The organism is Caulobacter sp. GW822-FHT01G02 (genome assembly GCF_058802865.1).
Window position 1 is genome coordinate 182,068 of the sequence record NZ_JBXAON010000008.1, and the last position, 17,567, is coordinate 199,634.

19 protein-coding genes are annotated in these 17,567 nt (G+C 67.0%); 3 read left to right on the forward strand and 16 right to left on the reverse strand.

Going from position 1 to position 17,567, the window contains the following annotated elements; translation table 11 throughout:
- Window positions 1-41: 41 nt before the first annotated feature.
- Genes AC1RNC_RS22285 through AC1RNC_RS22295 form a run of 3 tightly spaced genes read right to left on the reverse strand, consistent with a single transcriptional unit; the run spans window position 42 to window position 4,188 of the window.
- Window positions 42-824 carry a hypothetical protein gene (locus AC1RNC_RS22285; protein ID WP_492888324.1) on the reverse strand — a complete coding sequence of 261 codons (783 nt, stop codon included), beginning with the start codon at window positions 822-824 and terminating at the stop codon, window positions 42-44.
- Between the two features lie 3 nt (window positions 825-827).
- Window positions 828-3,695 carry an Eco57I restriction-modification methylase domain-containing protein gene (locus tag AC1RNC_RS22290; RefSeq protein ID WP_492888325.1) on the reverse strand — a complete coding sequence of 956 codons (2,868 nt, stop codon included), beginning with the start codon at window positions 3,693-3,695 and terminating at the stop codon, window positions 828-830.
- 37 nt (window positions 3,696-3,732) lie between these two features.
- Window positions 3,733-4,188 (reverse strand): MerR family transcriptional regulator, encoded by a 456-nt coding sequence (locus AC1RNC_RS22295; RefSeq protein WP_492888326.1) that lies wholly within the window; start codon window positions 4,186-4,188, stop codon window positions 3,733-3,735.
- Window positions 4,189-4,518: 330 nt separating this feature from the next.
- Here AC1RNC_RS22295 and AC1RNC_RS22300 point away from each other — a divergent pair, with 330 nt between their 5' ends.
- Window positions 4,519-5,124 carry a hypothetical protein gene (locus AC1RNC_RS22300; protein WP_492888327.1) on the forward strand — a complete coding sequence of 202 codons (606 nt, stop codon included), beginning with the start codon at window positions 4,519-4,521 and terminating at the stop codon, window positions 5,122-5,124.
- Entirely contained in the window at window positions 5,125-5,919 is a 795-nt protein-coding gene (locus tag AC1RNC_RS22305) for a hypothetical protein (RefSeq protein WP_492888328.1), read from the forward strand.
- 48 nt (window positions 5,920-5,967) lie between these two features.
- Here the strand turns inward: AC1RNC_RS22305 and AC1RNC_RS22310 are convergent, their stop codons facing one another.
- The 3 genes from AC1RNC_RS22310 to AC1RNC_RS22320 all read right to left on the reverse strand — a co-directional run bounded on the left by AC1RNC_RS22310 (window position 5,968) and on the right by AC1RNC_RS22320 (window position 7,018).
- The gene (locus AC1RNC_RS22310; RefSeq protein WP_492888329.1) at window positions 5,968-6,243 is read right to left on the reverse strand and encodes a hypothetical protein; all 276 of its coding nucleotides are present in this window, start codon (window positions 6,241-6,243) and stop codon (window positions 5,968-5,970) included.
- 101 nt (window positions 6,244-6,344) lie between these two features.
- On the reverse strand, window positions 6,345-6,842 hold the full coding sequence (locus AC1RNC_RS22315) for a hypothetical protein (RefSeq protein WP_492888330.1): 498 nt from the start codon (window positions 6,840-6,842) through the stop codon (window positions 6,345-6,347).
- Window positions 6,839-7,018 carry a hypothetical protein gene (locus AC1RNC_RS22320; protein ID WP_492888331.1) on the reverse strand — a complete coding sequence of 60 codons (180 nt, stop codon included), beginning with the start codon at window positions 7,016-7,018 and terminating at the stop codon, window positions 6,839-6,841. Before AC1RNC_RS22320 ends, AC1RNC_RS22315 begins: the two co-directional genes overlap by 4 nt.
- A gap of 302 nt (window positions 7,019-7,320) precedes the next feature.
- Between AC1RNC_RS22320 and AC1RNC_RS22325 the strand changes: the two genes are divergently transcribed.
- Window positions 7,321-9,822 (forward strand): PAS domain S-box protein, encoded by a 2,502-nt coding sequence (locus tag AC1RNC_RS22325; protein ID WP_492888332.1) that lies wholly within the window; start codon window positions 7,321-7,323, stop codon window positions 9,820-9,822.
- Window positions 9,823-9,842: 20 nt separating this feature from the next.
- Here AC1RNC_RS22325 and AC1RNC_RS22330 read toward each other — a convergent pair whose 3' ends face one another.
- The 10 genes from AC1RNC_RS22330 to AC1RNC_RS22375 all read right to left on the reverse strand — a co-directional run bounded on the left by AC1RNC_RS22330 (window position 9,843) and on the right by AC1RNC_RS22375 (window position 17,515).
- Complete coding sequence (locus tag AC1RNC_RS22330) at window positions 9,843-11,198, reverse strand: MFS transporter (protein WP_295105851.1); 1,356 nt, start codon at window positions 11,196-11,198, stop codon at window positions 9,843-9,845.
- 5 nt (window positions 11,199-11,203) lie between these two features.
- Complete coding sequence (locus AC1RNC_RS22335; RefSeq protein ID WP_295105848.1) at window positions 11,204-11,557, reverse strand: PhnD/SsuA/transferrin family substrate-binding protein; 354 nt, start codon at window positions 11,555-11,557, stop codon at window positions 11,204-11,206.
- 149 nt (window positions 11,558-11,706) lie between these two features.
- On the reverse strand, window positions 11,707-12,744 hold the full coding sequence (locus AC1RNC_RS22340) for a flavin-containing monooxygenase (protein ID WP_295105846.1): 1,038 nt from the start codon (window positions 12,742-12,744) through the stop codon (window positions 11,707-11,709).
- A 220-nt stretch (window positions 12,745-12,964) separates the two neighbouring features.
- Complete coding sequence (locus tag AC1RNC_RS22345; RefSeq protein ID WP_295105843.1) at window positions 12,965-13,294, reverse strand: ArsR/SmtB family transcription factor; 330 nt, start codon at window positions 13,292-13,294, stop codon at window positions 12,965-12,967.
- The gene (locus AC1RNC_RS22350) at window positions 13,278-13,604 is read right to left on the reverse strand and encodes a FecR/PupR family sigma factor regulator (protein ID WP_367119555.1); all 327 of its coding nucleotides are present in this window, start codon (window positions 13,602-13,604) and stop codon (window positions 13,278-13,280) included. The genes AC1RNC_RS22345 and AC1RNC_RS22350 overlap by 17 nt, the downstream gene beginning before the upstream one ends.
- Before the next feature lie 108 nt (window positions 13,605-13,712).
- Window positions 13,713-15,002, reverse strand: a complete 1,290-nt coding sequence (locus tag AC1RNC_RS22355) for an arsenic transporter (protein WP_066683144.1) — start codon at window positions 15,000-15,002, stop codon at window positions 13,713-13,715.
- An 88-nt stretch (window positions 15,003-15,090) separates the two neighbouring features.
- Window positions 15,091-16,131: a substrate-binding domain-containing protein gene (locus AC1RNC_RS22360; RefSeq protein ID WP_066683143.1), complete on the reverse strand. Its 1,041-nt coding sequence runs from the start codon at window positions 16,129-16,131 to the stop codon at window positions 15,091-15,093.
- 26 nt (window positions 16,132-16,157) lie between these two features.
- Complete coding sequence (gene arsC / locus AC1RNC_RS22365) at window positions 16,158-16,574, reverse strand: arsenate reductase (glutaredoxin) (protein WP_066683142.1); 417 nt, start codon at window positions 16,572-16,574, stop codon at window positions 16,158-16,160.
- 36 nt (window positions 16,575-16,610) lie between these two features.
- The gene (locus AC1RNC_RS22370) at window positions 16,611-17,147 is read right to left on the reverse strand and encodes an arsenate reductase ArsC (RefSeq protein ID WP_066683141.1); all 537 of its coding nucleotides are present in this window, start codon (window positions 17,145-17,147) and stop codon (window positions 16,611-16,613) included.
- The gene (locus tag AC1RNC_RS22375; protein ID WP_066683140.1) at window positions 17,144-17,515 is read right to left on the reverse strand and encodes an ArsR/SmtB family transcription factor; all 372 of its coding nucleotides are present in this window, start codon (window positions 17,513-17,515) and stop codon (window positions 17,144-17,146) included. The genes AC1RNC_RS22370 and AC1RNC_RS22375 overlap by 4 nt, the downstream gene beginning before the upstream one ends.
- Window positions 17,516-17,567: the final 52 nt, after the last annotated feature.

Below are 17,567 nucleotides of genomic sequence, written 5' to 3' on the forward strand. Positions count from 1 at the left end.
AGATGCGACCCAGGAGCGCCGACGTCAAGGCTCAGCTTTCCCTATGCGCCCGGACCGGTCGCTGATCGGACCTCGGGGCGGGTGGGATTGGCGGTCGCTCGAGATGGGGCGGCCATGTCGATCCATAGGTGGCTGATCTGGATGGCGCTCAGGGCGCCGGCGCGGGCGTGCGTCGACTCCAACCGCATCAGAAGGGGGTCGGGGCGGGCGACGCTGCGCAGCGCCTCGCTGTCGGTCCAGTCCAGGCCGTTGTCGGCCACCAAGGCGGCCACCCAATCGCCCATGCGCTCGACCCATTGATCGAGCGTGTCCGATTGCACGTAGGCGATCATCAGGGCCTCGTCGTGGGCGCCGCCGTGATGTCCCGCCTTGAAGCGCTGGATTCCGCCGGTCGTCGACAGCGCGCTGTGCAGATACTCGCGGGCGTCGCGGCGAGGATCGGCCGGGACGGGGAGGCGCTTGCACTCGATCGGCAGCAGGCTGTCGTAGTGCGAGTGGGCGCGCCCCTCGATCCAGATCGTCGCCCCGCTGGCGGAGGGGACAAGATCGATCTTGCGGCCCCTATGCTGCTCGTCGGGCTCCTCGACGCGGAACTGCAGGATGTCCCAGCCCGGCGAAAGGCGCGTTGCGCTGTTGAGGTGGGCGCACAGCTGCGAGGTCAGCAGGGTTTCGGCGGTCTCGGGCCGCCGCAGCGGGTGGTCTCGCCACTTGGGCAGCTCCTGGGCGATGAAGCCGATGAGGTTTCGCCTGAAGCCCGCGGGGCGCTGGACGTCCCGGGCGAAGACACCAGCGCCGATCGAGACCGGGGAACTGTCGGCCAGCACGCGTCAGAACCCCTGAAGACGCAGATCGGCGAGCATCTCGTCGGCGTCCCGCAGGGCGACGGACTTCAGCCAGAACCTCAGGCGGTTGGGTTTCAGCATGAAGGCGAACCGTCCGTCATAGAGCCGCGCGACGCGGGTCACCGACAGGCTCTGTCCCCTCTGGGCCCGCAGCAGTGCGTCGACCTGGGTCGCCAGGGCGTCCGACCCCGACCAGTCGACGTCCCCGGCGCCAAAGACGAAGGGCTGGCAGACCACGCCGGGCCAATGGAAGGCGGGCAAGGCCTTGAACGGCTGGTCGGGATAGACCGTCTGGACCTGACGGACGAAGACCTCGGCGAAGTCCCCCAGCCCTTCGTCCGCTGGCCGCTTCATCGCCGGGGCGTCGCTTCCGCGGCGCACGAAGTCGCGCATATAGGTCACGATGTCCGCGCACAGCAGGGCTTCGTTGTCGCTCAGCTCGAGGTCTTCGCCTTCGGGATAGGGGATGGCCAGCACATCGGCGCTGGCGATGGAGGTCGCGCGCCGATTGAACAGGCGCCCGCTGACACCGGCGGCGTAGGCGCGCAGGGCGACGTCGTTGCGGTCGATCCATCGCTCGACCCGCCTGAGCTTGGGCAGATCGCGAGCGGGGGCGGCGAAGCCGACGATCTCGTCCTTGAAGGTCAGATAGCCCTGCTCGCGCACGCCGCGGAACAGATCCTGGTGTTCCTTGATCAGCAGCATGGGGGCGGTGAAGCGGCGCGCCGATTTCGGATCCTTGATCATCTGGGCCGGTACCGTGGTGACGGCGGCCTCGTCCAGACCGTCGGACGACAGCGCCCGGGTCGGCAGCAGGGGCTTGCCGATCAGGTGTTCCGCCGGTCGGTCGATGCCTTTCTGGCCCGCGATGAACCCTTCGCCATAGTCCCAGCCCTCGGCCTCGGCATAATCGCCCAGGGTCCGCAAGCCGCGCAGGCGCTGCACGAAGCTTAGAACCCTGGGGCCGCCTAGCAGGTTCGCCCGCCAGACGTCGGCGCTCTGGCCGATCGCGCCGCGCGGCAGCCAGTGCATGTCGTAATAGTCGATCTCGAAGCCTTGCTCGGCCTCCGCTCGGCCGTTGCGGCGAAAGACGGCGTGGAGAAGCGTACGATCGGCCTCGGGCGCGGCGCTTTCGGCCACGGCGATGACGATCTTCGGGTCGGCTTCACCCTTCTTGAACAGGCCCCGGACCGAGACGAAGTCGAGGACCTCACGCACGTTCCAGCTGGCGAAGTAACGGGCCCGGAAGGGCCCCGCGAGCTGATTGTAGAGGAACCCCGACGGCTGGATCATGCTGATCAGCCCGCCAGGCGCCAGCATCGCCGTCGCCTCATGCAGGAAGAGATAGGCCAGTTGCTTGTCGGCGAGGTCGCCATGCTCGGCCTGGTAGGCGTCGTAGCTGCGCTGGGCCGCCGTCGTGGTCATCGCCGACTCGAACGGCGGATTGCCGAGGATCACCCCGACGGGCGCGCCAACCAAGCCCTCTTCCTTGGCCTGGAAGAAGCACCTGTGATGCAAGGAGACGCCGCCCAGGCGCGGAAACAGCTTCACGCTCGAGCGGATTTCCGCCGGTTCGAGCGCGTCGCAGAGCGCCAGGCACAGACTGAACGCGGCCAGTTCCACCGCGCCCTTCTCAAGGTCGACGCCATGAACCCGGCCCAGCAGGGCGCGCAGCTGGTCCACGCCCGGCCGCTCCCAATCGTTTCGGCTGCGCCAGTAGAGGACGAGACGCTTGTAGGCCTCCACCAGGAAGACCCCCGAGCCGCAGGCCGGATCGAGGATCACCTGGTCGGTGGCCAGGAGGCGCTCGATGCGCTCCCAGCTGAGCGCCTCGTCCAGCATGAGCCGGACCAGCATCGGCGGGGTGTAGACCGAGCTGTCGGCGTCGGTGACGAAGAGCTGGTAGATATGGCTGATCAGCTCGACCGGCAGGTCGCGGAACGAGTAGAGCCGCCAGAAGCTGAGCTGTCCGCCCGGGGCCTCGTGGCCCTCGACGAGGCGGGCGAAACGCTCAAGGTCGCCGCTGCCGCGCAGGGCGGTCTCTTCGGCCGCCGTGAGCGAGAAGATGTTGCCGTTGAAGCGCGCCTCCAGCTCCTTCAGCATCGCGATCAGGGCCGGCGCCTGGCGCAGCACCTCGAAGAAACGCGTCGCCTGGGGCTGGAAGTCACCGAAGAACGCCGGACGCAGGACGTCGCGTTCCTCGAGATAGGCGATGAGCAGGGACAGGATCAGCAGACGCCGACGCAGCTCGACCGGCAGGATGGACTGGGCGATCAGCTCGGCGTTCAGCGCCCGCACGGCGTCCACGAGCTTGCGATGGGCGGCCTTCTGGGCCGACAGCATCAGGTGACAGATCGCGGGATCGTCCCAGAGCGTGCCGTTGCGCAGCTGGGCCGCGTCCCACCAGGCTTCGGCGCGGGCGATGCGGCCCGCCAGGTCGAGCGTGCGGAAGGGCTTGCAGACCATCCGGCCGTCGGCCGCCATGAAGTCGGGATCGTGCGCGCAGCGGAACAGCTGCACCGCGCCGCCAACCTTGCGGTAGACGAGCGGCACGCCGCCCCAGCTCCACAGGCGTTTGTGAAGCTCGGCGAACGCCTCGTCGGCCCCGGGCTCGGAGATGAAGATGAACGCCTGCGCCACCGGCGCGCGTCCGTTGCGCCCGGCCTCGAAGAACACCGCGGCCGCCCCGTACTGGGCGGCGCGTTCGACAGCGGCCACCTCCTCGGGCGTTCGGCCCTCGGCCTTGAACCCGGCCACCGGCGTCAAGCCGTCGATGGCCGGGAGATGATCGATCGCCAGGTCGAACAGCCAGTGTCCGGTCGGCGCCTCGATGGAAAAGAGATCGGCCGTCATGTCCCGGCGTCCCAGGGCCTTGGGGATGGCGCGACGATCATCGCCCACCTCGGACCGGAACCGGCGGAAACTGTAGGCCCGGTTGCACCGCTTCGGGTTCCACATCGACCAGACGGGCGCGCAAACGCTCGACCAGCGGCCGGCACGGCGCCGACAGGATGAGGCCTTCGCCAAGATCGCGGCGCGCATCGCTGGCCTGCAGAAGCCTGACGCCCGTGGCGTCGAAAACCGCGACGCAGGTCTCGAGCATCATCCACGAGCATCCGTGGCACGCTTGAACCAGCGAATCGAACGAAGATGCCAGGGCGTTGGGGCGAACGCCGTATTGCGCCACCAGGTCCGAGATCAGCGCCAGGGCCACGACGTCGCCCGGCGTGAAACTCGGCGCATGCCCCTTGTGCCGCGCCAAGGCGGGGATGTGCTCGCGCCACCGACGCAGGGTCTCGAACGGTATCTCGAGAAGACTTCGGACCTGGCCCTGGGTGAACAGCATGTGCACCGGTACGCGCGACGTCGGGCCTGGTCAACCTGTTGTTTTGGACAGGTTGAGTCGGGTTCATTGCCATTGTCTTCCGTAAGGCCGCGCTTTCGCCAGGGTCGGAGGGGACTACGACGATCGCGGACGCAGGCGATGGCCATGGGATGGGCGCGGCAGAAATCGACAGCCGGCGATGCGCGGATCGGCCGCGCGGCGTCGGGATCGCCCTTCTGGTGGCGGCTAGTCTTCGCAGAGGCGCCATGGCCAATCGCCAGCGCAACGATCGTCTCGCCGACCGCGCGGAATCGTAGGAGCCTCCTTCGATCGCGAGGGGAGGGGACTTCGATGTCGGACCAGCACCTGAGTGTCGGCCAGGCCTTGTCGCGGGCGATGGCGCGCGCCGAGGAGCTGCGGCGTTCCTCCGATCGCAAGCCGCGTATCCGCCTGATGACCCAATGGGGCGACCATGCCGACGGCGTCACCATCGTCGCCCGCGTCGCGGCCAAGACCAACGCCGAGCTAGAGGCTCAGGCCGATCTTGGCGTGCGTCACGTGCCCTTCGCCGAACTGGACGCGCGCGCCGGCGAGCTCACCGATCTCGTCGAGGCGGCCGCCGCCGAGGTTCTCGCCGCGGTCGCCGCGGCCCCGCCGCCGGGGCCGCGACCCAGCACGGCGGACGATTTCGACGCGGACGCCTATGAGGCGGTCGAGCAGACGGCGCTGAAAGGCATGTTCGGGGTCGCAGACGAGGTCATCCGCAACGCGCCCGCGGCCCTGTCGACAGGATCGACGGCCGAAGCCTGCGTGTCGGCGGCCTTGCGGGTGGCCGTGCTGGCGGCGATCGCCGCCAGGATCGATCAGCCGGACCTGTTGGACATGCTGAAGATGGCCATCAGCGACCTTCGCAAGGACCAAGGAATGATCCGGCCGCCCGGCGCTCAGGCCCATTGAATGGCGGATTTCAACCGGTCGGCGGAATCGGCTTCTGACATCCTCAACGACATCGCGCGCACCGAGCAGGAGCTTCTGGAGATCGTGGCCCGCTATGTGGGGCTGGGCCGGCCGATGTACGCCGCCCACATCTTCCTGATGGGCGTCGGGCGACGCACGCTGGCCCAGAGCCGCGCCCTGCGCCAGCTGATCGAGGACAAGAACCACCTGGTGGTCCTGGCGCTGATCCGGCTGCAGCTGGATACGGCGTTTCGGTTGCACGCCGTCTTCTGGGTCGATGATCCCGAGGCCTTCGCCAAACAGGTCTTCGAAGGCGGTCAGATCAACCGGATCAAGGCCGCCGACGGCCAGCCGATGACCGACAAGTATCTCAAGGAGAAGCTGCTGGCCGACTATCCGTGGATGCAGGACGTCTATGAGAACACCAGCGGCGCGGTGCATTTTTCGGCTCGCCACATCTCGGCGGCCTTCTCGGTGAAGGATGTGGAGGAGGGGACCATCAGCCTGGCGCTGGGCCCCGTCGATCCCAAGCACACGCTGGAGGACTACCGCGAGCTCCTGGCCGTCACCCGCCACATCAACGCGATCCAATCGGCGAGCCAGCGTGCGGGGGTCGGCGCGACCAGCAACGCCAGGGCCAACCGCGTGGCGGTCATGCCGTCGGCCGGCAGGATCCATAGCGACATCAGGTTGACGATCAGCCCGGTCAGGACGAGCGATCCGACGACGATCCGCGGGCGCAGCCCCGCCATCCACATCAGGTCCCCGACCTCGGTCAGCCACAGCCGCGCGTAGGCCAGGCTGCCGATGACCAGGAAAACGCAGATCAGGACAACCATCAGGTCAGACATCGGCGCGCTCCTCGGCCTGGTCGGGCGCGCCGCCGGGCAAGGGGGTCTCCTCGTCGGGCAGCTCAAGGATTTCGCTGACGACGTCGTCAGGGATCGTCACGATCAGCACATTGCGGATCTGGCTGGCCTCCAGCACCAAGACGCCGGCCAACGGACGGCGGCGAGAGGTCGAAAGCCGCAGGTCGGCAAGGTCTTCCTCGGCCTCGTCGCCAGCGACCGGATCGCTCGCCGGTCTATGGACCGGGACGCGGTAGGTGTAGGTCTCCACCCCGTTCAGGGTCAGCCCCTTCAGGTCGCCGTCGAGGCTCTGGCGCGCCTCGACGATGACCCCGCGATAGCCCAGGCCCGTCCCGTCGCCCTGGGGGACGGTCAGGACATAGGCGACCGGCTGAAGCCCGTGGCGGATCGGCAGGATGATCTTCTGAACAGCCAGCCCTGGTTGCCCAGATCGACGCCGCCCACGACCAGGACGAAGCCTCGGCTCATGACGATGGCGACCGCCAGCCCGGCCTCGGCGCCGACCATGGCGAGAAAGCCCACGATATCCCCCAAGCCCGCCTTGCCGCCCTCGGCGAGCCGCACGGCCGCCTCGTAAGGGTTGGTCGCCAGGCCCCAGAGCTTGGTCAGGTCCGGCCACCGGCCCTGAAGTTCGCGGGCGACGCTGACGCCCAGGTCAAACAGCGCCCAGCCCAAGAGATGGGCCAGCATCGAGACGCCCAGCACCACCACAAGGCCCAGGGTCGAGGTGATCGGCAGGTCGATACGGCGCGCGCCATACCGGCCCGACTGCAGGTGGACGGCCATCAGGGCCACCAGGCCCGGGAGGATGAGTGTCAGGCCGCCAAGAAGGGCGAGCGTGAAGTTCACGCCGCTTCGGGCTTGGCTTTTACGTAGGTCAGTCGCCCGTCTTCACGGGTCAGGACGGCGCTGGGACCGGCCGCGAGCTTCGCGCGCGCCAGACGATCGAGCTCCTCATAGCCCCCCACCTTGCGGGCGGCGGCGGCGACGCGGATCTGGTCCTTGGTGCTGGTCAGTACGGCCATGTCGACTCCTGGACCGAATATAGGCGCAACTTGCTTGCAAGAAAACACCGGCGGCGCCGCTGGGTTTCCGGGACGCGCGGGGCGCGGCCCAGGGCGACAAGGCGACAAGGGCGATGATCAGCGCCATGGCCGCGGCGCAGGCGCGCGAGCGCTGTTCGAGCCATAGCGCATCGCTTCGCCGGCCCGGCGGACCGCCACGCATGGCGTGACAGGACCGCGGTTCACATGGCAATCATGACGATCGTCGTCCCCGAGATGTCGAGCCGCTTCGGCCCAAGGGCCAGGCCCAGCACGAGAGACGAATGGCCGATCAAGACTCCATTGCTCAAGCCGCGCTGACGGTGATGGACGCCATGCTCGACGCCGTGGTGGCGATCGATCCGCACGGCGTCATCCTGGCCTGGAACGCGGCCGCGACCCAGATCTTCCGGTGGACCCGCGACGAGGCGGTCGGGCGGGCGATGGGTGAGCTGATCATCCCCCCACAGCACCGCGACGCCCACCACGGCGGCATGCGTCGATACCAGGAAACCGGCAAGGCCCAGGTTCCCAATCGCCGGATCGAGATTTCCGCCCTCGACAAGGCCGGCCGCGAATTTCCGATCGAGCTGTCGATCATCGCCACGCCGGGCGGCCCCGCCGCCTTCATAGGGTTCCTGCGCGACATCAGCGATCGCCGGCGCGCGCAGGAGCGCCTGGCGCTCAGCGAGGAATCCCTGCGCCTGACGACCCAGGCCGCCGAAATCGGCATTTGGGACCTGGACCTGATCACCGACATCCTGACCTGGTCGGACCGGACCAAGGCGATGTTCGGCTTCTCGCCTGAGGCGGCCTGCACGCTGGACGACTTCTACGGCGGGCTGCACCCGGAGGACCGGGAGGCGACGAGCAAGGCGTTCGCCGCGGCGCTCGATCCGGGCCTGAGAGCGGTCTACGACGTCCAGTACCGCACCGTCGGCAAGGAGGACGGCGTCGTCCGCTGGGTCGCGGCCAAGGGCAAGGGCCTGTTCGACGCCGAAGGCCGCTGCGTGCGCGCCGTCGGCACGGCCATCGACATCACCGCCAGCAAGCTGGCCGACGCGCGCCACGCGTTCATGCTCGAGCTGAGCGACCTGCTGCGCGGCGCCGAAACCGACGTCGCGCTACAAGCCGCCAGCGCCCTGATGGGCCGCCATTTCGGCGTGTCCCGCGTGGGCTATGGCCTGCTCGATCCGGTCGAGGACGTCTTCGACTATTCGATCTGCTGGACCGACGGGAGCGTTCCGCCCCTGCTCGGTCGCTTTCCGGCCCAGGCCTTCGGCCGCAAGATCGTCGCCAAGCTGAGCGCTGGTGAGACCGTGGTCGTCGACGACCTCTTCAGCGATCCGATCAGCGACGAGGTCGAGACCCTGGACACCGCGTCCAGTGTCGACACGCGCGCCATCCTGGTCGTGCCGTTCCTGCGGGAGGGCCGCCTGCGCACCATCGTCTATCTCAACGACCGGCCGGTCCGGCGCTGGAGCGCCGAGGAGATCGGCTTCATGGAGGAGGTCGCCGAACGCACCCGTCAGGTCATCGAGCGCGGCGAGGCCGAGGCCGCGCTCCTGACACTGACCGCCACGCTGGAGGCGCGGGTCGAAGCGCGCACGCGCGAGCTGCGATCGACTGAAGAAGCCCTGCGCCAGTCCCAGAAGATGGAAGCGATCGGCCAGCTCACCGGCGGCATCGCCCACGACTTCAACAACCTGTTGCAGGGCATCACCGGCAGCCTGGACCTCATGCAGCGCCGCTTACAGGAGGGGCGCGTCGCCGACCTGGATCGCTATCTCGTCGGCGCCATGGCCTCGGCCAGCCGCGCCTCGGCCCTGACCCATCGGTTGTTGGCGTTCTCGCGGCGCCAGCCGCTCGACCCGCGCTCGGTGCAGGCCAATCCGCTGATCGCCTCGATGGAAGAGCTTCTGCGCCGCACCCTCGGGGAAACGGTCGACCTGGTCTTGTCGCTTCCCGAGGATGTCTGGCCCACGCGGTGTGATCCCAACCAGCTTGAGAACGCCGTGCTCAACCTGGCCATCAACGCCCGCGACGCCATGCCCGACGGCGGCAAGCTGACGATCAAGACCGGCAACATCGCGGTCGACGACGCCGAGCCGGCCGGCAAACGCGGTCCGCCGCCGGGCCAATATGTCGGCATCAGCGTCAGCGACACGGGCGTGGGCATGGACGCCGACACGATCGCGCGGGCCTTCGAGCCGTTCTTCACGACCAAGCCGACCGGGCAGGGGACGGGTTTGGGCCTGTCGATGATCTACGGTTTCGCCCGGCAATCTCAAGGGTTCGCCGAGATCGAGAGCGAGCCTGGCCGGGGCGCGACCTTCACGCTCTATCTTCCCCGGGATGAGGGCCAGGCCGACGACCATGATCCGACCGTCGCCCTGGTGCAGCTCAAGGGCGCTCATGACGGCGAGACCGTCCTCGTGGTCGAGGACGAGCCGGTCGTTCGGGCGCTGATCGTCGAGGTTCTGAGCGAGCTGGGCTACCGCGCCCTGGAGGCGGACGACGGCCCCACGGGCCTGGAGATCCTGCAGTCGACCCAGCCCATCGACCTGTTGATCACGGACATCGGATTGCCGGGCCTGAACGGACGCCAGATCGCCGACGCCGCGCGCCTGCAGAGGCCGGGGCTGAAAACCCTGTTCATGACCGGCTACGCGGAGACCGCGGCGGTGGCGTCGGGTTTCCTGGATCCCGGGATGGCGATGATCACCAAGCCCTTCGCGATGGACGCCTTGGCGGCGCGAATCCGAGAGTTGATCGAAGGCCGCTGAGCCGCGCCATGGCTTCCGCATCAAGCGGGGCGCTCGTCCTGCGCGTTCGCCGGCGCGGGCCGTGTCTCGGGCATCCTGGCCAGCACCGGCAGGACGGCGACGGCGACGACCGCGATCATCAGGCCGGGCATCAGGGGCGAGCCCGTCCTGGCGATCAGCTCGTGGGCGACATAGGGCGTCGCGCCGCCGAACACCGCGGTCGCGGCCGTCGCGCCGAGCGCCAGGCCGCTGAGCCGCCCTTCGCCGGGGAACTGCTCGGCGGTCGCCACCGCGCCGACGGCGCTGACAGCCCCGCCCACCGCCGCCAGCAAGGCCGCCCCGGCCAGCGCCGCGCCGGTCGAGGCATGGGCCATCAGGGCGAAGGTCGCGACGGGTAGAAGGCCCGAGCACAGGCAGACCGCGACCAGGACGGGCTTGCGGCCTAGGCGATCGGACAACGCGCCGACGACCGGCGTGACCAGGACCACCACCAGGGCCGCGCCCGTCGAGAGCCACAGGGCGGTGTTCTCCGCCATCCCGCCCGTCCCCGACAGGAAAGCCGGCACATAGGTGATGCCGACATAGTAGGTGATCGAACCCAGGGCCGAGATCGCAAAGCCGCGCAGGATCGCCCTGCGATGATGGCGCAAGGCGTAGGCGAGCGGCCGGGGCGGCACGGTTCCCGCGGCCTTCTGCCGTTCGAAATCGGGCGATTCGTGCATGAACGACCGGGCGATCCAGACGGTCCCGGCCAAGGCCGCGCCGATCAGGAACGGAATGCGCCAACCCCAGCGGTCGAGATCCAGGCTGCTCAGGGCGCTGACGGTGATCGCCGAGACCCCGGCCGCCAGCAGCCCCCCGACTTCGCTGGCCGCCGACGCCGACGACGTCACCAAGCCGCGCTTGTGGGGCGCGGCGCCCTCGATCAGATAGGCGACGACGCCGGTATATTCGCCGCCCACCGAAAAGCCCATGACGCAGCGCAGGAGGATGAGCAGCCAGCCCGCGGCCGGACCGATGGCGGCGGCGGTCGGCAGGAGCGCGGTGGCCAGCATCGCGCCCGTCATCAGGCCCATGGAAAGCAGCATCATGCGGGTGCGGCCGTAGCGGTCCCCGACATGGCCGAAGACGGCCGCCCCGAGCGGCCGCATCAGATAGGCCACGGCGAAGCCGCCCAGGGTCACGGCCAGCGACGCGCCGCCGGGACCAAAGAAGACCCGCGACAGCACGGTCGCGAAATAGAGATAGAGCGTGAAGTCGTACCATTCGACCACGGTGGAAAACGCCGCCACCGCCATGGACGCGCGCGAGACGCCCGTGCGCAGCGCCGGCTCGGCGACCTGAGCGTCAACAACCGACGCCTTCGGCGCCGAGGAGGGCAAGGTCCAGTCCGTCATGGGTCCTATCCAATCTCGCCATAGCCGGCGGCGGCGGCCTGCCGCTCGTGCTCGAGGATCGCGTCGTAGGCGTCATCCTGCGCCGGGCCGATCACGGTCAGGCGAAGGCCGTCGCGCACGCCCTGAAAGGCCGGCTCGCGGCCGATCGCGACCAGGGCTTGGCGCAGCCCCTCGACGAGCTCCGGCGGCGTCGCCGCGCCGGTGACGAACGGGATCGATGGGCTCTCCGCCGTCCGCGCCAGCACCCGCAGGCCCTGCAGGAGGTCGGGCCGATGGTCGCCCGCGAAGGCCCAGGTCACCGCGTCGATCGACGCCACGTCGGCCTGAGCGTCACGGACATGCTCCAGGGGGCACCTCAAGGTTTGTTCGCTAAACCTCGCTTGAAAGCACAAACCCAGAACTAGGTGGTAAGCCGCCTGATGTAGGGCTTACCTCGAGGTTTGTGCGCCAATGTACGCTTAGCAGTACGAAGCCAGAACCTAGGCGCGAACAGTCTCATGCCGGTGCTCTAGGTCATCACTCTCCGGATCTGTGCTGCAACAGCAGCGGCGTCGCGCCCTACCCCACGCAGCACGCCTGAACTGAAGCTGCGCAGACCTGGTTGTCCGACGAAATAAATTCCGGGCTGCCCAATCGCCCTACCGTCACGCTGAAGTAGCGTGCCTGCGCCATCCACAAGGCCGGGAAGCTTCGTAAAACCGACGTTCGGTCGGTAGCCGGTCGCGAAGATCACCGCATCGATTCGCTCCTCAACGCCATCAGCCCAAACCACACCTGTCTCGGTAAAGCTGGTGAACATCGGCTTCGCCAATGGCGCGCCCCGCTTCAGTGCGGCGCTGTAGTGACCGTCGTCGAGCACTGGCGTTCCTTGATCCGACAGGCGCCGCGAACGATCCACGCCAGCCAAGTTGAACCAGAAATGGATATCGCGTCCCAACAAGGTCTGCGGGATGAAACGCACGCGACTCCTCACCGCCAGCGTCACGTCAGCCTCAGCAGCGAGCTCGACCGCAACTTGGACAGCAGAGTTAGCGGCTCCGACCACCACCACGCGCCGCCCACGATACGGCTCTGGATTGCGATAGCCGGCAACATGCAACGCCATTCCGCCGAAGCGCTCGTGTCCCGGCAATCGCGGCATGTGCGGGGCCTCAAAAACGCCTGTGGCAATCACGACCGATCGCGCGACGTACTCCCGGCCAGCCGTTGTCCGTAGCCAAAAGCCTTCAGGAGTTCGCTCGACGGAGGTCACCCGCTGGCCAGTCAGCACCGGCAGGGAGAGCGCATCAGCATAGTTTGCCAAATAGGCCGACACCTCATCCCGGCGCGGGTAGCGCTTCGGATCGCCGGGAAACGCTCGATCAGGTAAAGCCGAATAGGCGGCAGGTGAGAAGAGTCGCAGAGAGTCGTAGTAACGCGGCCAGGAGCCAGCCACCGCCGCTCCGCCTTCCAGGATTGCGAACTTCAAGCCAGTCTTGAGCAGCGCCCAGCCGGCGGCAAGGCCGCTTTGTCCACCACCCACCACGAGGACATCATACTTCTGCATCGATCAGCTCGCGACCGGTTCAGACGTGTTCGAAGCCCCTTGGTGCAACGCCTTGTCGTCGTCCTTGAAATTCGGCGCGGTCAACCTGAGCCGCAGCAGATGGCGCCCCAGCGGGCCCGCCCATGCGGCCGGCATCAGGATCGCGGCGGACCGACAACTACTCTTCATTATATGCATGTTTGCGTCCATATGCATATGTTTCTCAAAGCGGATTGCGGCTCTAGCCTCGGCTAGGGCAACAAAGCGGCGACAGGGCTCTGACCTCTTCCGACATGCTCTGCAGTTTGTCGGCCAGGGCGCGCCCGTCGAGTTCATAGAACACGTGCCGCCCCTCCCGGCTGGCCGTTACCACGCCGGTGTCACGTAGAATCTGGAGATGGCGGGAGATCACCGAGCGATCCTGTCCGAAGCCCTCGGAGATCGTCGCCACGTCCGCTCGCCCCAACTGCACCAGCTTGGTCAGCAACTGCAGCCGGACCGGCTCGCACAAGGCACGAAAGAAGCCTACGTCGAAGGTCCTGGGTCGCTCGAGTTTAACGTCTGTGGGCATGAACGCTCTGAGTTGGCATCATGTGTATATATGTGCACATATGCAGGTGTAAATCATCTTCCGCTTTCAGAGGGGCGCCTGGAGCGGGTCGCTGGCCTGCCGGCAGACCCGGACATTCTGGAACTTCGGTCAGTCCTGCCGCGCACTTCTCAACATTTCGCCCACCCCTGCGGCGAAATCGTATCGCCTCCACGAACGCCGCCTCATTGGCAGGATCCGATGAGCGCCAGCGCCGGAATGCGTCGGCGTCCTCCACTGAAAAGGCGCCGGAATGCAGGCGGTTGACCCACGAGAGACTCTCTCGCTCCAAACGCGAAAGCTTCGCTCTGCCCCTCGCCTCAGCTCCTAAGCTCCGACGCCAGCCTCTCCATCTTTGAACGGCCCCGACGACTGTCGCCGGGGGGCGCTCGCTCCCCTCTTACCCGGCGATCGTCAGCCTGAGCGCCAGGGCCGCGAGGGTGATGAGGAGGATCGGCGTGGTCAGGATGATCCCGACTTTGAAATAGTAGCCCCAGGAGATCTTGATCCCCTTGGCGCTGAGCACGTGCAGCCACAACAACGTGGCCAGCGAGCCGATCGGGGTGATCTTGGGGCCCAGGTCGCTGCCGATCACGTTGGCGTAGATCATCGCCTCCTTGACCGCGCCGGTCGCGCCGCTGGCCTCGATGGAGAGCGCGCCGACCAGGACGGTGGGCATGTTGTTCATGACCGAGGACAGGAGCGCCGTCAGAACGCCCGTGCCGAAGGCCGCGCCCCAGACACCGCCTTTGGCGAAGTGATTGAGCAGGCCCGCTAGCTGGTCGGTGAGGCCCGCGTTGCGCAGCCCGTAGACCACCAGGTACATGCCCAGCGAGAAGATGACGACCTGCCAGGGAGCGCCCTTCAGGACCTTGCGCGTGCTGATGATGTGGCCCCGGCCCGCGATCACCAACAAGACCAGGGCTCCGACCGCAGCCGTGGCGCTGACAGGCACGCCTAGCGGCTCGAGAGCGAAGAACCCGATCAGGAGCAGCGCCAGGACTACCCAGCCGGCCTTGAAGGTCGCGGGATCCTTGATGGCGGCCGCCGGCGTTTTCAGCTGGGCGACGTCGTAAGTCTTGGGAATGTCGCGACGGAAGTAGATCAGCAGCGCCCCCAGGGTCGCGGCGATCGCCGCCAAGTTTACGGGGATCATGACCAGGGCGTAGCGCCCAAAGCCGATCTTGAAGAAGTCTGCCGAGACGATGTTGACGAGATTGGAGACCACCAGCGGCAGGCTGGCCATATCGGCGATGAAGCCCGCCGCCATAACGAAGGCCAGGGTCGCCTTGTCCTTGAAACCAAGGGCCATGAGCATGGCGATGACGATGGGGGTGAGGATCAGCGCCGCCCCGTCATTGGCGAACACCGACGAGACTGCGGCCCCCAGGAGCACGATCGAGGCGAACAGGAGCCGCCCCTTGCCGCCGCCCCAGCGCGCTACGTGCAGCGCGGCCCATTCGAAGAAGCCCGCTTCATCGAGAAGCAGGCTGATGATGATGACCGCGATGAACGCGCCGGTGGCGTTCCAGACGATGTGCCAGACGGTCAGTATGTCGGCCAGGTGCACGACGCCGGTGACCAGCGCCAGCGCCGCGCCGATGCTGGCGCTCCAGCCGATGCTGAGACCCTTGGGCTGCCAGATGACCAGGGTGATGGTGGCGATGAAGATCAGCAGGGCAAGGATCACGGACAGGCTCTGGACTGGAGACGAAAAGACGGCGGACAGGATTGACTGTCCGCCGCACCAACTTGCGGGCGCGTTAGCGCCCTGCGGTTCAGCTCTTGGGAGGCGCCATCTGCGTCAGCTGGGAGGCAGCAGCTTTGGCCGCTTGGTGCTGGGCCGGAGGCAGAAGGATGAGGCCGCGGCCTTGCAAGTAGCCGCCGCGCCCCGTGGCCGCGTCGGAGACGAACTCGGCCAGGAAGTCCTTCAGGCCGGGCGTTACGCCGACGTTGGCCTTCTTGACGTAGATGTAGAGCGAGCGCGACACGGGGTACTGGCCGCTGGCGATCGTCTGGGCGGTCGGTTTGACGCCGTTGACGGCGGCGGCCTTGATGCGGTTGCCGTTCTCCTCGAGGAAGGAGTAGCCGAAGACGCCCAGCGCCCCGGGGGTCTTGGTGATGGTGCCGACGATGGCGTTGTCGTTTTCGCCGGCGTCGATCCAGCCGCCGTCCGTGCGCATAGGATCGACCTTGGCTTTGAAGGCCTTGTCGTCCTTGTCGTGCAGAGCCTTGATGGTCGGGAACTTCTTGGCGCCGGCCTCGACGCCCAGCTCTATCCAGGCGTCGCGGGTGCCCGAGGTCGGCGGCGGGCCGTAGACCAGGATGCGGTTGCTGGGGAGGTTTGAGCCGACCTCTTTCCAGTTCTTGTAGGGGTTGGCGACGAACTGGCCGCCCCGCAAGGCGTTCTGCGCCAAGCCCAGATAGAGGTGCTCGAGCTTGAAATTGTAGTCGGGCGCCTTCTTGTCCATGGCGATGACGATGCCGTCGAACCCGATCTTGATCTCGACGATGTCCTTGACGCCCTTGGCCTTGCAGGCCTCGAACTCGGACTTCTTCATCGGACGCGAGGCGTTGGCGACGTCGGGGAAGCCCTCGCCCAGGCCGCCGCAGAACATCTTGAAACCGCCGCCGGTGCCCAGGCTCTCGACCTTGGGCGACTTCTTGCCGGTCTTCTTGGCGAAGTTCTCGGCCACGCGGGTGGTGAACGGGAAGACGGTGGACGAGCCGGCGGCCCAGACGTAGTCGCGGGCGGCGTGCGCGGCCGAGGCGCACGTCAGCAAAGCCGTCGCCGCAGCGACGCCGAGGAGCTTTTTCATCTTGCTGTTCCTGAGCGGTCGGGTGGTTAGGTCAGGGAAACGACTTCACCGTCTTCTTTGGTGAAGCTGGCCGGCTTGCGATCAAGCAGATCCAGGACAACTTCAGACGGCCGGCAGAGCTTCACGCCCTTCGGCGTGACGACAATAGGCCGGTTTACAAGGATGGGTTGCTCGACCATGGCGTCGAGAATTTGGTTCTCCCCGACGCCGTCATCCAGGAGGCCCAGCTCGGCGGCAGGCGTGCCCTTCTCGCGCATCAGCTGGCGGAAGGTCAGGCCTGCTTCGGCGGCTAGCTCGCGCAACTGGTCATGGGTCCAGCCCGCGACGAGATACTCCACGACCTTGGGCTCGTAGCCGGCCGCCCGCACTATCGCCACGGTGTTGCGCGAGGTGCCGCAGTTGGGGTTGTGGAAGATCACGATCGGAAAGTCGGCGTCAGCCATGGGTCACCAGGAAGCAAATGAAGGGTCGAAGCAGGATCAGGCGGCGGACTCGTCGGGCGCCTTGGACTTGCCGATGTCGTCCAGTCGGCGCTGCAACGACAGCCGGTCGAGCGAGGCCATCGGCAAGGCGCAGAAGAGCGTGATGCGGCTATTGAGCTGGCGATAGGCTTCGGCGAAGGCCAGAGCGATTTCGGCCTCCGTCCCTGTGGCCAGCGACGGATCGGGAATGCCCCAATGGGCGGTCATCGGCTGACCCGGCCAGATCGGGCAGGCCTCGCCGGCGGCGTTGTCGCAGACGGTGAAGACGAAATCGAGATCCGGGGCGTCAGGGTTGTTCAGGATCGCGAACTCGTCCCAGGCCTTCGAACGCAGCTCGTCGGTCTTATAGTTGAGATGCTGAAGCAGATTGATGGCGTGCGGGTTGATCCTGCCGCTGGGCATGGACCCGGCCGAATAGGCCTTGAAGCGGCCAGCGCCGACCCGGTTCATGATCGACTCGGCGATGACCGAGCGGGCCGAGTTGTGCGTGCAGAGAAAGAGAACGTTCAGCGGTCGGAAAGCCGTGTCGATCATGCCGTCTCCAGTTCGGTAAGGCAGGTTCCATCGCACTCGGCGGCCTTGGCGACGATCTCGCTCAACGGTGCGCAGATCTGGGGATTGCCGCCGCAACAGTCCTCCATGAGGAAGCCCAGCAGCGTGCTCATGGCCGCGTAGTTGGCCGAGTAGATGATCGATCGCCCCTCGCGGCGCGAGGTGATCAGGTCGGCGTGGCTGAGGATGTTGAGGTTCGCTGACAGGGTGTTAGGCAAGATCCCGGTGGCCTTGGCGATCTCGCCGGCGGGCATTCCCTCGGCGCCCATCTGCACCAACAGGCGAAAGATACCCAGACGGCCCTCATGTCCAAGGGCGCTCAAGGCTGCAGCGGCAACTTTCGATTCCATATTTCGACCTTACTCGAAAAATAAGACGAACTGAAGACAAGAAAACCCGCGA